Raw genomic sequence first — 14,707 nt, forward strand, 5'->3', positions numbered from 1 at the left:
CCGCCGTGAACCGACAGCGCCATCCCATATCGCCCTTCGTACCGCTGCTGCTCTCGCTGGCGCTGGTGGCCGGCCTGTTCCTGGGCCGCAACATGGGCAGTGGCATGCAGGGGCCGCTGGCGGTGTTCCAGCTGCGGCAGCCCGGTGCCGCGGAGAAGATCGGGCAGGTGCTCGACCTCATCGACCGCCAGTACGTGGACAGCGTGGAGAAGGAGGCCCTGGTGGAGGAGGTGCTGCAGGAGATGCTGCAACGGCTCGACCCGCACAGCTACTACATCAGCGCCGCCGAACTGCGCGCCGCCACCGAGCCGCTGGAGGGCAGCTTCGACGGCATCGGCGTGGAATTCGCCATCCAGCGCGATACGGTGGTGGTGGTGAGCCCGGTGGAGGGAGGCCCCAGCGCCCAGCTCGGCATCCGCGCCGGCGACCGGATCCTGCAGGCCGATTCGCTGCCCCTGGCCGGCGTCGGCGTCACCAACGACCAGGTGATGAAGGCCTTGCGCGGCCCCCGCGGAAGCAAGGTGGACGTGCGCATCGCAAGGCGCGGCCGGCCCGAGCCCATGGAGGTGACCATCACGCGCGGCGCCATCCCCATCCACAGCCTGGCCGCCTCGCTGCTCCGGCCCGATGGCACCGGCTACATCAAGTTGAGCCGCTTCGCGAAGAACACCCATGCCGAATTCGTCGAAGCCGCTGAAGCGCTGCGCCGCCAAGGCATGCAGCGCATGGTGCTCGACCTGCGGGGCAATGGAGGCGGCTACCTCAACGCGGCCGTGGAGCTCGCGGATGAATTCCTTCCCCAGGGCCGTGTCATCGTGTACACCCAGGGGCGCAAATCGCCACGGCGCGACCTGGTGGCCACCGCCCGCGGCGATTTCGAGGACATCCCCCTGGCCATCCTCATCGATGAGGGCTCCGCCAGCGCCAGCGAGATCATCGCCGGGGCGCTGCAGGACAACGACCGGGCGCTGATCATCGGCCGTCGGTCCTTCGGCAAGGGCCTGGTGCAGGAGCACGTGGACCTGCCCGACCACAGTGCCGTGCGCATCACCACCGCGCGCTACTACACCGCCAGCGGCCGCAGCATACAGAAGCCCTATGGCGAGGGGGTGGACTACGAGGCGGACTTCGACCACCGTACCTCGCATGGCGAGCTGTACTCCGCCGATAGCGTGCGCGTGGACTCCTCGCAGGTCTTCCGCACGCTGAAGGGGCGCATGGTTTACGGCGGCGGCGGGGTGATGCCCGACCTCTTCGTGCCGGCCGATACGGCCGAGGGCTCGCAATTCCTCACGGACCTCTTCTTCAGCGGCACCCTCAACCAGTTTGCCTTCGATGTGGCCGACCGCGACCGAGCCCAGCTCAAGGCCTACGGGAGCGCGGCGGACTTCAACATCCGCTACGCGGTGAACGACGCCCTGCTGCAGGGATTGCGGGCCGAGGCCAAGGCCCAGGGCATCGTGGAGCGCCCGGGGGACCTGGAGCGCTCGCGTCGGCAGATCACCACGCGCCTCAAGGCCGGTGTGGCCCGGAATATCTGGGGCGATGCCGGCTTCTACGAGGTGATGCTCGATTCCGACAGCACCTTCCTGAAGGCCAGCGCCGAACTCCTCGCCCAGCAGCGGCCCTGAAAGCCCTTGGGGCAGGGGGAAATGAAAAAGGGGCCTTCCGGCCCCTTTCCCTTCTGCCTTTCGGCAGGATTACTTAGTCGCAGCGGCCTCGGTGGCAGCGGCGGCGGCAGCGGCAGCGCTGTCTGCAACGGCCTGAGCGGCGGCGGCAGCGGCAGCGGCTTCCTCAGCCATGCGGATGCTGTCCTCGCGGAGCACGGCAGCGATGCTGTCAGCCACGGCCTTGGCCTTGGCTTCGATCTCCGCTTGGGAGGGGCCGCAGGCCACCACGAAGGCGGACATGCTGGCCAGAATGGCGAACTTCTTGAACATGTGAGTGGTACGGTTGGTGAAAGTGGGCGCAAAAGTAATCACCGGGACGATCCCTCAAAATCCGGATTCGCTTTTCTGGTGAATACCTTCGGCCCGTCGACCGGGCCATTCCCGGCGAAGACGAAACAGATGCCTTTCCAACTCGCCCCCCTCCCCTACGCCAGCAATGCGCTGGAGCCGCATATCGACACCCGCACCATGGAAATCCACCATGGCAAGCATCACCAGGCCTATGTGACCAACCTGAACAAGGCCATCGAGGGCACCCCGATGGACGGCATGGCCATCGAGGAGATCCTGAAAGGGCTGGACATGGCCAACATGGCGGTGCGCAACAACGGCGGCGGCCATTATAACCACACGCTGTTCTGGAGCATCATGGGCCCCAACGGCGGCGGTGCGCCTGCCGGCGAGCTCGCCGAGGCCATCGCCCGCGACTTCGGCTCCTTCGACGCCTTCAAGGAGAAGTTCTCCACCGCAGGGGCCACACGCTTCGGCAGCGGCTGGGCCTGGCTGTGCGTGCAGAAGGGGGGCAAGCTCGATGTTTGCTCCACACCCAACCAGGACAACCCGCTCATGCCGGCCACCGGCTGCGGTGGCACGCCCATCCTGGGCATGGATGTATGGGAGCACGCCTACTACCTGCACTACCAGAACCGTCGACCGGACTACATCGCGGCCTTCTGGAACGTGGTGAACTGGGCGGAGGTCGCTCGGCGCTTCGCAGCGGCGAAGTGACGATCACAGCGCTCCATCGCACCGTGACGCCCGGCAGTTCCTGCGGCCCAGGCTGGGGGGTCTTGACCGCCATGGCCGCTGCACTGTTGATCGCCATGGGCGGTTCAGCGAGTGCCGCCGGGCCGTTCCTGCCCGCAACGCCCCAACCGGCCATGCTCACCGAAGAGGAGTGGTCAGCGGCCCTGGCCGCTGCTCCGGAGAACCATCGGGCCGTGGCCATTGGCCTGGCAGCCCTGCTGGGGCCCTTCGGTGCGCACCGGCTCTACCTCGGCACCACGCCCAAGGTGGCCGTGGTATACGGCCTCACCTTCGGCGGTTTCGGCGTGCTCGTGCTCATCGACCTGGTGCACCTGATCACGGCCAGGGACCTGGAGCGCTTCCGCAACAACGGCCGCGTCCTCATGTGGGCGGAGGCGCCTACTCCACCGTGACGCTCTTCGCCAGGTTGCGGGGCTGGTCCACGTTGCAGCCACGCATCACGGCGATGTGGTAGCTGAGCAGCTGCAGCGGCACCACACTCAGCAGGGGCACCAACGGATCGGCGGTTTCGGGGATCTCGATGGTGTGGTCCGCCAGGTCCTTCACCACGCGGTCGCCCTCGGTGACGATGGCGATGATCTTCCCCTTGCGCGCCTTCACCTCCTGGATGTTGCTCACCACCTTCTCGTAGCTGGCGCCCTTGGTGGCGATCACGATCACGGGCATCTCCTCGTCGATCAGGGCGATGGGGCCGTGCTTCATCTCCGCGGCCGGGTAGCCCTCGGCGTGGATGTAGCTGATCTCCTTCAGCTTCAGCGCACCTTCCAGCGCCACCGGAAAGCTGTAGCCCCGGCCCAGGTAGAGCGCATTGGCGGCGTCCTTATAGATGTCGGCGATGGAGCGGATCTGCGACTCGGCGGCCAGTACGCGCTGCACCTTCTCCGGTATGGCGTCAAGCTCGTTGAGCAGCCCATGGAATGTGCTGGCGGGAAGGGCGCCCTTGCGCTGGCCGATCATAAGGGCCATGAGGGTGAGCACCGTCACCTGTGCCGTGAACGCCTTGGTGCTCGCCACACCGATCTCGGGGCCTGCATGGGTGTAGGAGCCCGCGTGCGTCACGCGCGCAATGCTGCTGCCCACCACGTTGCAGATGCCGAAGATGGTGGCGCCGCGGCTCTTGGCCAGCTCGATGGCCGCGAGCGTATCGGCCGTTTCGCCGCTCTGGCTGATGGCGATGACGATGTCGTCCTCGTGCACGATGGGGTTCCGGTATCGGAACTCGCTGGCATACTCCACCTCCACAGGGATCCGGGCCAGCTCCTCGAACAGGTACTCGCCCACCAGTCCCGCGTGCCAGCTGGTGCCGCAGCCGAGGATGAGGATCCGCTTGGCATTCACGAACCGCTGCTCATGGTCCTTGATGCCGCCCAGCACCACCTCGCCGGTGGCCAGGTTGAGCCTCCCGCGCATGCTGTCGCGGATGCTGCGGGGCTGCTCATGGATCTCCTTCAGCATGAAGTGGTCGTACCCCCCCTTCTCCAGCGCCTCCAGGTGCATCTCCAGTTCCTGGATGAAGGGCGTCTTCACCTGGTTCTTGATGTTCCTGATCCGGAGCCCATGCGCCCGGTCGATGACGGCGATCTCGCCATCCTCCAGGTACACCACGTTGCGCGTGTGCTCGACGATGGGCGTGGCATCGCTGGCCAGGTAGTGCTCGCCATCGTCGCCGATGCCGATCACCAGAGGCGAGCTCTTGCGCGCCGCCACCAGCATGTCCGGCGACTTTCGGTCGAGCACCACGATGGCGTAGGCGCCCACCACGCTCTGCAGCGCCAAGCGCACCGCTTCGGCGAGGTCGACGCCATCGGTGCGCTGCACATCGTCGATCAGGTGGGCCAGCACCTCGGTGTCGGTATCGCTGCGGAACCGGTGCCCGCGGTGACGGAGCTCCTCCTTGATGGCGGCGTAGTTCTCGATGATGCCGTTGTGGATGATGGCGATGTCACCGCTGGTGGCGCGATGCGGGTGCGCATTGATGTCATTCGGGGGGCCGTGCGTGGCCCACCGGGTGTGACCCATGCCCACGGTGCCCTTGGTGGACTTGCCCGCCACATGGGCCTCGAGGTCGCTCACCTTGCCCTGGCACTTGTAGATGGTGAGCTCCCCGCCATCCATCAGCGCCACACCGGCACTGTCATAGCCACGGTACTCCAGCCGCCTGAGGCCGTTGATCAGGATGGGGTAGGCTTCCTTATGGCCCAGGTACGCCACGATTCCGCACATGGCTGGTTCAGTATGAGGTGAATGTTAGGCGCAGGCGCATGGGCCGTTGCGCCGCTGCCGGCCCGCTGAGCACCACGCGGTTCGCCGAGATGCCCCCGCTGCCGGGGAGCACTTCCAGCTCCGGGTCTTCATACGTGCCATCGATCACGCCCTGCGCGAAGCGCGTGATGTTGAACCGGTATTCCTTGTCCATCGCCCTGAAGTTGCCGTCAATGGCGCCGATGCCGGTCAGCTGGTCGGGCAGGAAGACATCGTTCCCAGCGGCATCCTTCCGGAAGAGGAAGAGCTGGGTGGGCGGCGGATAGTAGGGATACCAGCTGCCATCGGTGGGCACCACAAGCTCGGCCTTGGCCAGCACGGCGCGCTGGCCGCGGTAGGCGGTCAGCGAGGCGAGGCTGATGACGGTGCGCGTGCCGGCGAGCGTTTGCACGTAGGTGCGCTGTGCCGGCTGCTCGGGGTCGGCCAGGGCCAGGAGGAGCCCGGGATCGGTGGCTTGTGAGCGGTCGTGCTCCACCACCCCATAGCGCACGCAGTTGGCGTTGATGGGGAAATCCAATGCGCGCGTCAGGTCGGGCTGGTCGTTCTGGTCGCGGTAGTAGAGGGTCAGCTTCGAGGCCGCTGCGAGCAGGTCGAAATAGAGGATGCCGTTCTGGAGGGGCAGTTGCCCGCTGTTGTCCACGGTGACGTAGAAGCCATGGAAGAACTCGAGGAAGGCCTCGTCGGAGGACAGGTCGCTGGTGCCGAAGGCGTCGAGGAAGGTATCAGCCTTTGCCTGAGCGAGCCTGAGCCGCAGCTGCGGTGCGAGGCTGTCGCCGAGGATGTACGGCTTGCGGAGCGGCTGCGGGGTAATGCGCCCGCCGCGGACGGCGAGCAGGTCGTCGCCCACGGTGACGGGCATCCGGCTGCTTCGGTAGAGGGAATCGATGGCGAGGCGCTCGCCCAGCTCATGCACGCGGAACACCTGCGCGTCGAGGTTGCCGTAGCCGTAGTTCGCCCCATCGAACGCCAGCGCAAGCACCAGGCTGTCGGCCACGAGGCCCGAGGAGCCCTGTCCCGCCCCGATATTGAAGGCGCTCAGCCTCACCTCGGTGACGATGCCGGCACGGGTGAGGCCGAACTCCGGATCGATGAAGGACCCCAGCAGCTGCTTGGAGAGCCCGATGGAGCGGAAACTGGTGTCGGCCACCGTGTAGGCATGAAGGCTCGCGGTGTCGATCACCGTTCCGAGCGGATCGCCGGGCAGCAGGCCGGTACCGGCATCGGGATCCGGCTTCCGGCACGCGGCGAAGGCGATGACGGCCATGGCTGCCGCCAGCCGCAGGACCGATGGTTGCGAAAGCCCGCTCACACCAAGGCGGCTTCGAGCACGCTGTGGTAGAACTCCGCGTGGGCACCGATCAGGTCCGAGCCGCCGGCGTAGGCCAGCGTGGGCTTGTCCTCGGCCTTGATGGCCGACTCAAGGCCCTTGCCCAGCTTCGGGCTGCCCTTCACCACCGCATCGCTCAGGCCCATGCCGAACTTGTAGAGGTCGTCCGTGGTGGGCTTGTTCAAGCCCTTGAGCAGGTCCTTGTCGAAGCCCTCCATGGCCAGCTTCTTCGCCAGGTCCTTGTCCAGCGGCTCCGCCTTCTGGTCGTACACGCTCATCACCAGCTTCGCATTCTCGAAGTGCGGGTCGTCCGCGAAGTAGTGCCGGATATAGAGGGGCACGAAGGCCGTCATCCAGCCATGGCAATGGATGATATCGGGCACCCACCCCAGCTTTCGAACGGTCTCCAGCACGCCACGGCCGAAGAAGAGCGCACGCTCATCGTTATCCGGGAAGAAGGAGCCCTCCTGGTCGTGCGTGTCGGCCTTGCGCTTGAAATACTCCTCATTGTCGATGAAGTACACCTGCATGCGCGCGCTGGGCACGCTGGCCACTTTGATCAGCAGGGCGTGATCGGTGTCGTTGATGATGAGGTTCATCCCGCTGAGGCGGATCACCTCATGCAGTTGGTGCCTGCGCTCGTTGATGCACCCGAACTTGGGCATGAAGACGCGAATCTCGTTACCACGGTCCAGGATGCCCTGCGGCAGCTGGCGCGTCACCTTCGCCATCTCCTCCGGAATGTCCATGAACGGAGAGATGGACTGGGAGATGGTCAGCACTTTCGCATTCTTCAAACTCATGGGGCAAGGGGAATTCAGGGGTACAAAAATATAGACTTTCGGGGGTAACTTCAACGAAGGGACCCTAGATTGGCCCGCTTCCGGCCTCATTCCCAACGACTTCAATGAAGGTGATCACCCAGCCGGCCGAGATGGCCACCTGGTCGGCGGCTTGCCGGCGCAGCGGGGCCCGCATCGGCTTCGTGCCCACCATGGGCGCCCTGCATGAAGGCCATTTGGACCTGGTGCGCATCGCCCTGAGCGAATGCGACCGCGTGGTGTGCAGCATCTTCGTCAACCCCCTGCAGTTCAACGACCCGAACGACCTGGCGAGCTACCCCGTGCAGCTCGAACAGGACCAGCTGCTGCTGGAACAGACGGGCTGCCACGGCGTCTTCCTGCCCCGGCGCGAGGAGCTGTTCGCATCGTTCACCCCGAAGGTCTTCGACCTGCTGGGGCTTGACCGGCACTGGGAGGGCCCGAATCGTCCGGGGCATTTCCAAGGGGTGGTGAACGTGGTGGAGCAGCTCTTCCTGTTCGTGCGGCCGGATGCGGCCTACTTCGGGGAGAAGGACCGCCAGCAACTGGCCATCATCCGTGCCATGGCCCGCGAACACCGCTGGCCTGAGCGCATCCGCCCCTGCCCCACGGTGCGGGAGCCGGACGGCCTGGCCATGAGCTCAAGGAACCTCCGGCTCACTGCGGCGGACCGTGCGCAGGCCCCCATTCTGCACGCAGCGCTGCAAGCGGTTGCGCGCCTGTGCTTCCGGGCCACCGTGGACGAGGCGCTGGATGCCGGCCGGGAGGTGCTCGCCACCGTGCCCGCCGTTGGCGTGGAATACCTGGCCGTTGCGCACCCTGACACCTTGGAGCCGCTGCACGACTGGGACGGGGTGGCGGAGGCGGCCCTGCTGATCGCCGCCCGGGTAGGCGCGGTCAGGCTCATCGACAACATCACCGCCAAGCGGCCCTGAGCGCCCAATCCCAAGCGGGAGGGTAGCTTTGCGCCCCCTGAGGCGTAAAGGCCATCGGGGCCAGTCCGAGCCATGACCATTGAAGTGCTCCGTGCCAAGCTCCACCGTGTGCGCATCACGGAGGCCGATGTGAACTACATCGGCAGCATCACCATCGACGAGGACCTGATCGACGCGGCCGGTTTCGTGGAGGGCGAGAAAGTGCAGGTGCTGAACGTGAACAACGGCGAACGCCTGGAAACGTACGTGATCAAGGGTGAGCGGGGCAGCGGGGCGGTCTGCCTGAACGGTCCGGCCGCGCTCAAGGCCACGGTGGGCGATGTGGTGATCGTGGTGGCCTATGCGCGCATGGGCCTCGAGGAGGCCCGCGCATTCCGGCCCGTGGTGGTCTTCCCCGACGAGCGCACCAACAAACTGAAGGCGTGAAGAAGGCGTTGATCAACGCCCTGAAGCTCGGCCTGCCGCTGGCCATCGGCTTCTGGTTGATCCACAAGCAGTACAGCGACCTGAGCCCGGAACAGCGCACGGAGCTGTTCAACGCGTTCCGACAGGCCGACATGGGCTGGCTGATGCTGGCCATCGCCGTGGGCTGGGTGGCGCATGTGAGCCGCGCCTGGCGCTGGCGCTACCTGCTGGAGCCGCTCGGCTACCGACCCGGGTTCTGGAACTGCTACCATGGCGTCATGACGGGCTACTTCGTGAACATGTTCATCCCGCGCGCCGGCGAGGCGAGCCGAGCAGCGCTGCTGTACCGCGCCGAGCAGGTGCCGTTCGAGAAGGGCTTCGGCACCGTGATGGCGGAGCGCGTGGTGGACATGGCCGTGCTCCTGGCGATCGCGGGAGCAGCCGTAGCCATGCAGATCGACAAGCTGGACCTCTTCCAGGCGCAGATCGCGCGGTTCAGGGCCGAACAGGGCGGTGCGGCGACGGACGAAGGCGGCGGGCACCTGGGGATGATCCTGGTAGCGGCCCTGGCGCTCGTGGCCGCGGCGGGTGCCTACATCGTGATCACGCGCCCGGCGCTGCGCGCCCGGGCCATGGATGCGGTGCGCGGGTTCCTCCAAGGGCTGCAGACCGTGCTCCACACCCGCAAGAAGCTCCTGTTCCTAGGGCACACCCTGCTCATCTGGGCCTCCTACGTGGGGATGTTCTACGTGGGGTTCTATTGCCTGCCGACCATGTCGGAAGTGAGCTTCGATGCCATCCTCGCCGGCTTCATCGCCGGCGCCATCGGAATCATCCTCGTGCAGGGCGGCATCGGCGTGTACCCCGCATTCGTGGCGCTCATCGTGGGGGTATACATGCCACCTCCCGAAGGCGGCGGCCTGTTGCGGCCCGATGCATTGGCCATGGGCTGGCTGCTCTGGGCGGCACAGACCGTCATGCTCATCGTGCTGGGCGGTGCGTCGCTACTTTTGTCGGCGTTGAAGAAACCGGCCCAGCCATGAGCAGCGATGTCGCCACGCCTACAACGGACCGCCGGGTGGTGGACCTGGAGAACCTCAAACGGCTCTGCAACATCTGGCGCATGAAGGGCGACCGGGTGGTGTTCACCAACGGCTGCTTCGACATCCTTCACCGTGGGCACGTGGAGTACCTGCAGGAGGCCGCCGCGCTGGGCGACCGCTTGGTGATCGGCGTGAACAGCGATGCCAGCGTACGCCGTCAAGGCAAGGGCGCGGATCGGCCGCTGAACGACCAGGACAGCCGGGCCAAGGTCCTTGCCGCACTCCGACTCGTGGATGCCGTGGTGATCTTCGATGAGGACACGCCGCTGGACCTGATCAAGGCCATCGTGCCGGATGTGCTGGTGAAAGGCGGGGACTGGAGCGAAGACCGCATCGTCGGGGCCCAGGAGGTGAGGGCCGCGGGCGGCGCGGTGCGCAGCCTGAAGCTCGTGGACGGATTCTCCACCACGGCCCTGGTCGAGCGGATCCGCCGTGGCTAAGGTCCGTTCCCAATTCGTCTGCCAGGCCTGCGGCTCGGCCTTCCCCCAATGGCTCGGGCAGTGCCCCAGCTGCAAGCAATGGAATACCCTCGTGGAGGAGGTGCGCGACCGCGTGGAGGAGAAGCGCGGTACACCGGCCAGCGTGAAGGGCCGGGGCGCCAAGCCCATCGCCATCGGCGACATCCCCGCGCAGGACGGCCCCCGCATCCCGCTGAGCGACCGTGAACTGAGCCGTGTGCTGGGCGGCGGACTGGTGCCCGGCAGCATCACCCTCATCGGCGGAGAGCCCGGCATCGGCAAGAGCACGCTGCTGCTGCAGACCGCGCTGCGCAATCCGCACCTGCGCACCCTGTACGTGAGCGGCGAGGAGAGCGAGCACCAGGTGAAGATGCGTGCGGAGCGCCTGCAGCAGGAAGCCGGCGCGGCCGTGGGAGAAGGATGCTATGTGCTGACGGAGACCAACACCCAGAACATCTTCAAGCACATCGAAGCCTTGCGGCCGGGGCTGGTGGTGATCGACAGCGTACAGACGCTGCACACCGCCACCCTCGATGCCAGCCCCGGCAGCGTGGGACAGGTGCGGGAATGCACAGCCGAGCTCATGCGCTTCGCCAAGGCCACCGATGTGCCCATGGTGCTCATCGGTCACATCACCAAGGACGGCTTCATCGCCGGCCCCAAGGTGCTGGAGCACATGGTGGACTGCGTGCTGCAGTTCGAGGGCGACCGTGACCACGCCTACCGGCTGCTGCGCCCCCTGAAGAACCGTTTCGGCAGCACGAACGAGCTGGGCATCTACGAGATGCACGGCACCGGTCTTGCGGCCGTGGAGGACCCCAGCCAGGTGCTGCTCGGGGACCGCCGCGAGCGCCCCAGCGGCGTGGCCGTGAGCGCGACGCTCGAAGGGCAGCGCCCGCTGCTGATCGAGGTGCAGGCGCTGGTGAGCAGCGCCGTATACGGCACGCCGCAGCGCAGCGCCACGGGCTTCGACCTGCGGCGCATGAACATGCTGCTGGCGGTGCTTGAGAAGCGCTGCGGATTCCGGCTTGGGCAGAAGGACGTGTTCCTCAACCTCGCCGGCGGCTTCCGCGTGGAGGAGCCGGCCATCGACCTCGCAGTGGTGTGCGCGGTGCTCAGCAGCAACGCCGATATCCCGATCCCCATGGACTGCGCGTTCTGCGGGGAGGTCGGTCTCACCGGCGAGATCCGCCCCGTGACCCGCACCGAGCAGCGCATCGCCGAAGCGCAGAAGATGGGCTTCTCGCGCATGTTCATCCCCCGGGGCACCAAGGGCGTCGGCAACCCCAAGGGCATCGCCCTGGTGCAGGTTGGGCGCGTGGAGGAGGTCCTCAGCCACCTGTTCGGCTAGCGGCGGGGAACCAACCCGATGGCGGGATCCACGTCATTGCATCAGCCGGTGCATGCAGCAAGGGTGCACCGGTGGAGGAGCCATGACCCGGAAGAGTCCCACCCTACCCCATGGCCAGGAACCTACCCCCTGCCCCGCTCTTCACCATTGAACAGCCGGAACCGCGGCTCCTCGTGCAGCGCTACAAGTCGAGCATGCGCTTCGAGCCCAACCACATCCGCAAGGCCGCCCGTGCGCTGGAGCGATCGCTTGGCGGTGAGCCGCACGCCCTGCTGGTCATCATCCCGCCCGAAGTGCCGGTCGCACCGGAGGCTACCAACGTGGACCACTTCCTGGGCGAGCGCGACCATCGACGGATCGCCGCACTGGCCGTAGTAGCCCCGGCGCCCTTGATGCACAGCGTCTCCAGGTTCTATTTCAACTGGTTCCCCCAGCCCTTTCCGGCGCGGGTCTTCCGGAAGGAGGCCGCCGCACTGGAATGGCTGCGGACCCAGGTCCCCTCTGCCCTCGGGCGGAGCCGGTCTGCCGGGCGGATCGCCCACAACGGGTGAAACCAGGAGCCGTGCCGTGCGGAGTGCCCTGCAGGCGTTAGCTTCGATGGGCCCTTCCCCTCTGGATGGGCGCATGATCCATGGAAGGCACGCGCATCGTCATCGCCGACCCGCTGGAGCTGATCGCCGAAGGCGTGCGGTCGTGGCTGCAGGGGGTCGACGGATTGCAGGTGACCGGACATGTGCGCACCGGAACGGAACTGCTGGACTTCCTGCGCCGGACGCCAGCTGATCTGGTGCTCCTGGAGGTTTCGCTGCCCGGCAAGGATGGCATCGACACCATGCGGGCCATCCACCGGGAGTTCCCCGGGCTGCGGGTGCTCGCCTTCTCGGCCTTGACCGAGATCGAATACGTGAATAGCATGCTCATCGAGGGTGCATGCGGGTACCTGGTGAAAGGCGGCCCGCGCGAAGAGCTGGTGGAAGCCATATGCAGCTGCGTGCAAGGCCAGCGCTTCCTGAGCCAGGCCGCTCAGGTGAGCGTAGCCAATGGGTATCGCTACACGGAGAAGCGTCCCGATGGGGAATACATCGGCTTGACCGCACGGGAGCGCGAGATCATCCGCCTCATCGCGCTGGAGCGGACGAATTCCGAGATCGGCGCGGCGCTGTTCATCAGCGAAGAGACCGTGAAGAGCCACCGGAAGAAGCTGATGACCAAGCTGAACGTCCGCAGCTCCGCCGGTCTGGTGAAGTACGCGCTGGACCGCCGCTGGGTTTGATCAAGGTAATGCGATCGTTAAGCCTACATGAAGTTTGGCCTTCGCAGGCAAACCGTCATGGGGAAGCGCGCCGTCAAGACCGATATTCACCGCTTAACCGCCTCCGTCATGCAAACGACCACCAGCCGGGCAGCCTTATCCGATAGCGGCCCACGCGCAGCGGAGCGTCTACGGGCATTCGGCGCCTTGGAGGTGCTGCGCATCACCAAGGCCCTTCGCAGCGCACCCGACCGCATGGAGTTCGCAGGGACCCCGGCGCGCCAAGGCAGCAAGGCACGCAGCGTCCTTGTGAGCTTCGTTGCGGACGGCATCCCCCGGCAGCCCCGCTTCGATGAAGCCACAGGGCGCATCGAACTGTTCTATGCTGACCGTGACCATCCGGAGGTGCAGGCACTGCTCAATGGCAAGCGCAACCGGTTCTGCTACTTCTGGCGGGCGGCGAAAGGCGGCCAGACGCATGCCTGGCTGCTGAGCTCTCCTTAGCCCCCCGGCACGGATCCGCCCCACAGGTTCCGCCGGCGGCAGTCCGGCATCAGCCATTAAAGCGCACAAGGCCTTGCGCGGATTCCCGACGCTGCAGTGCCTTGGACTGCGATGCCCGGCATCCGCTCCCGATGGTTTCGGCCCCTAGGCCTCCGGCGGGGTGGCTGTTCCGCGCGCCTCGCGCAGCGCATCCTGGATGAATGCCGACTTGTGCGCCGTGTACGCCGCACGGTCATTCGGGAACTCCTGCGCCAATGCGCGCTTGAGGGATTCATAGGCCGCGGCAGCCTCCGGGCGGGCCCGCAGGTAGTCGCGAAAGAGCAGGCGGTCCGCTGTGGCCTGATCCGGTTCCACCATATGGACATGCACCATCCGGTTTCCCGCCCCATCGCGCGCAATGAACCAGGCATACCATGGCGCCCGCTCGCCCATGCTGGGCCGCCAGATGAACTCATAGCCGAGCTGCTTCATCACCGGCACCACTTCGATGCGAACACGGCCCAGGTCGGTCACCTCCACTTGGATGTCGATGACCGGCTTGGCACTGAGGCCGGGCACGGCCGTGCTCCCGATATGGGCGATGCACGTGCAGAGGTCGCCGGGCAGCGCAGCCTTGAGTCGGGCCTCTTCGGCCGCATACCGCGCTGGCCAGGCCGGATCATAGGGTGTGATGGCGATGGGTTCGCGGGTGAGCTCCGCGATGCGCTCCGAAGGGATGCGGGTAGATGTGCTCATGCTCCGCCTGCATAGATATTGAAGCGGTCGTCGCGGAGGAAGCCCAAGAGCGTGAGACCGCTATCGCGCGCCAGCTGCACGGCCAAGGAGGAGGGCGCTCCTACGGCGGCCATCAAAGGGATGCCCGCCACCACGCACTTCTGCACGAGCTCGAAGCCCGCCCGGCCACTGACGAGCAGCATGCTCTTCTCGGTCGGCAGCTGGGCATTGAGCGCCGCCCCGATCACCTTGTCCACAGCATTGTGGCGGCCCACATCCTCGCGCAGCACCAGGAGCCCTCCCTCACGATCGAACAGCGCGGCCGCATGGATACCACCCGTATGCCTGAATACCGTCTGTGCCGCACGCATGCGGTCCGGCAAGGCCGTGATCACTTCCGCATCGACCCCACCCCAGGGCCGGATGGTCCGCAGGCACTGCGCATGGACCGCCTCGATGCTGCTCTTGCCGCACACCCCGCAGCTGCTGGTGGTGTAGAAGTTGCGCTGCCAGCGCAAGGGATCCAGCTCGATGTCCGGCCGCAGCTCGGCGCGCACCACGTTGCCGCGCTCCTCGGGCTTCACGTTCGCACAGTAGGCCACGCGCAGCACCTCGTCCGGCGCCGCGATAAGCCCTTCGGTGAAGAGAAATCCCAGCGCGAGCTCCTCGTCATGACCCGGCGTGCGCATGGTCACGCTCAGCCGGAACTCCCGGCGATCGTCGAGCGGCCCGTGACCGAGGCGGATCTCCAAAGGCTCCTCGGTGACCAACAGGTCATCCGCCGGCGCGGATACCCCGGCTTCCACCCGCAGGATCGCCACCGGGTCTACAGGCACACGCACGCTCACGCCCCGAAAC

The 14,707-nt window shown here is 66.4% G+C and carries 17 protein-coding genes; 11 read left to right on the forward strand and 6 right to left on the reverse strand.

The window, feature by feature from the left end; genetic code table 11:
• Positions 1 to 5 precede the first annotated feature (5 nt).
• Entirely contained in the window at positions 6 to 1,631 is a 1,626-nt protein-coding gene (locus tag QY325_10845) for a S41 family peptidase (GenBank protein WKZ65257.1), read from the forward strand.
• 69 nt (positions 1,632 to 1,700) lie between these two features.
• Here the strand turns inward: QY325_10845 and QY325_10850 are convergent, their stop codons facing one another.
• Complete coding sequence (locus QY325_10850) at positions 1,701 to 1,940, reverse strand: hypothetical protein (GenBank protein ID WKZ65258.1); 240 nt, start codon at positions 1,938 to 1,940, stop codon at positions 1,701 to 1,703.
• A 129-nt stretch (positions 1,941 to 2,069) separates the two neighbouring features.
• On the opposite strand from QY325_10850, the gene QY325_10855 reads away from it, so the two are divergent.
• Together QY325_10855 and QY325_10860 are read left to right on the forward strand one after the other, a co-directional pair.
• Positions 2,070 to 2,678 carry a superoxide dismutase gene (locus QY325_10855; GenBank protein WKZ65259.1) on the forward strand — a complete coding sequence of 203 codons (609 nt, stop codon included), beginning with the start codon at positions 2,070 to 2,072 and terminating at the stop codon, positions 2,676 to 2,678.
• Between the two features lie 71 nt (positions 2,679 to 2,749).
• Positions 2,750 to 3,109, forward strand: coding sequence for a TM2 domain-containing protein (locus QY325_10860; protein ID WKZ65260.1), 360 nt, complete (start codon positions 2,750 to 2,752; stop codon positions 3,107 to 3,109).
• On the opposite strand, the gene glmS is transcribed toward QY325_10860, so the two are convergent.
• Genes glmS through QY325_10875 form a run of 3 tightly spaced genes read right to left on the reverse strand, consistent with a single transcriptional unit; the run spans position 3,096 to position 7,109 of the window.
• Positions 3,096 to 4,940: a glutamine--fructose-6-phosphate transaminase (isomerizing) gene (gene glmS, locus QY325_10865; GenBank protein WKZ65261.1), complete on the reverse strand. Its 1,845-nt coding sequence runs from the start codon at positions 4,938 to 4,940 to the stop codon at positions 3,096 to 3,098. The genes QY325_10860 and glmS overlap by 14 nt on opposite strands.
• A gap of 7 nt (positions 4,941 to 4,947) precedes the next feature.
• Positions 4,948 to 6,243, reverse strand: coding sequence for a DUF4270 family protein (locus QY325_10870; GenBank protein ID WKZ65262.1), 1,296 nt, complete (start codon positions 6,241 to 6,243; stop codon positions 4,948 to 4,950).
• A 41-nt stretch (positions 6,244 to 6,284) separates the two neighbouring features.
• Positions 6,285 to 7,109, reverse strand: coding sequence for a glycogen/starch synthase (locus tag QY325_10875; protein WKZ65263.1), 825 nt, complete (start codon positions 7,107 to 7,109; stop codon positions 6,285 to 6,287).
• A 104-nt stretch (positions 7,110 to 7,213) separates the two neighbouring features.
• Here QY325_10875 and panC point away from each other — a divergent pair, with 104 nt between their 5' ends.
• The 8 genes from panC (at position 7,214) to QY325_10915 (ending at position 13,135) form a co-directional block, all read left to right on the forward strand.
• The gene (gene panC / locus QY325_10880) at positions 7,214 to 8,062 is read left to right on the forward strand and encodes a pantoate--beta-alanine ligase (GenBank protein WKZ65264.1); all 849 of its coding nucleotides are present in this window, start codon (positions 7,214 to 7,216) and stop codon (positions 8,060 to 8,062) included.
• A 72-nt stretch (positions 8,063 to 8,134) separates the two neighbouring features.
• Positions 8,135 to 8,488, forward strand: coding sequence for an aspartate 1-decarboxylase (gene panD, locus QY325_10885; GenBank protein ID WKZ65265.1), 354 nt, complete (start codon positions 8,135 to 8,137; stop codon positions 8,486 to 8,488).
• On the forward strand, positions 8,485 to 9,510 hold the full coding sequence (locus QY325_10890) for a lysylphosphatidylglycerol synthase transmembrane domain-containing protein (GenBank protein ID WKZ65266.1): 1,026 nt from the start codon (positions 8,485 to 8,487) through the stop codon (positions 9,508 to 9,510). The genes panD and QY325_10890 overlap by 4 nt, the downstream gene beginning before the upstream one ends.
• Positions 9,507 to 10,010 carry a D-glycero-beta-D-manno-heptose 1-phosphate adenylyltransferase gene (gene rfaE2 / locus QY325_10895; GenBank protein ID WKZ65267.1) on the forward strand — a complete coding sequence of 168 codons (504 nt, stop codon included), beginning with the start codon at positions 9,507 to 9,509 and terminating at the stop codon, positions 10,008 to 10,010. The genes QY325_10890 and rfaE2 overlap by 4 nt, the downstream gene beginning before the upstream one ends.
• Positions 10,003 to 11,379 (forward strand): DNA repair protein RadA, encoded by a 1,377-nt coding sequence (gene radA / locus QY325_10900; protein WKZ65268.1) that lies wholly within the window; start codon positions 10,003 to 10,005, stop codon positions 11,377 to 11,379. The genes rfaE2 and radA overlap by 8 nt, the downstream gene beginning before the upstream one ends.
• A 110-nt stretch (positions 11,380 to 11,489) precedes the next feature.
• Complete coding sequence (locus QY325_10905) at positions 11,490 to 11,930, forward strand: STAS/SEC14 domain-containing protein (GenBank protein ID WKZ65269.1); 441 nt, start codon at positions 11,490 to 11,492, stop codon at positions 11,928 to 11,930.
• An 80-nt stretch (positions 11,931 to 12,010) separates the two neighbouring features.
• Positions 12,011 to 12,652, forward strand: a complete 642-nt coding sequence (locus QY325_10910) for a response regulator transcription factor (protein ID WKZ65270.1) — start codon at positions 12,011 to 12,013, stop codon at positions 12,650 to 12,652.
• Positions 12,653 to 12,760: 108 nt separating this feature from the next.
• Positions 12,761 to 13,135, forward strand: a complete 375-nt coding sequence (locus QY325_10915) for a hypothetical protein (protein ID WKZ65271.1) — start codon at positions 12,761 to 12,763, stop codon at positions 13,133 to 13,135.
• A gap of 144 nt (positions 13,136 to 13,279) precedes the next feature.
• Here QY325_10915 and QY325_10920 read toward each other — a convergent pair whose 3' ends face one another.
• Together QY325_10920 and fdhD are read right to left on the reverse strand one after the other, a co-directional pair.
• A complete protein-coding gene (locus QY325_10920; protein WKZ65272.1) occupies positions 13,280 to 13,870 on the reverse strand; it encodes a GrpB family protein in 591 nt (196 codons plus the stop codon).
• Positions 13,867 to 14,697, reverse strand: a complete 831-nt coding sequence (gene fdhD, locus QY325_10925) for a formate dehydrogenase accessory sulfurtransferase FdhD (protein ID WKZ65273.1) — start codon at positions 14,695 to 14,697, stop codon at positions 13,867 to 13,869. The genes QY325_10920 and fdhD overlap by 4 nt, the downstream gene beginning before the upstream one ends.
• Positions 14,698 to 14,707 lie beyond the last annotated feature (10 nt).

Source organism: Flavobacteriales bacterium, assembly GCA_030584065.1.
In the GTDB taxonomy this organism is placed as follows: Bacteria; Bacteroidota; Bacteroidia; order Flavobacteriales_F; family PHOS-HE28; genus PHOS-HE28.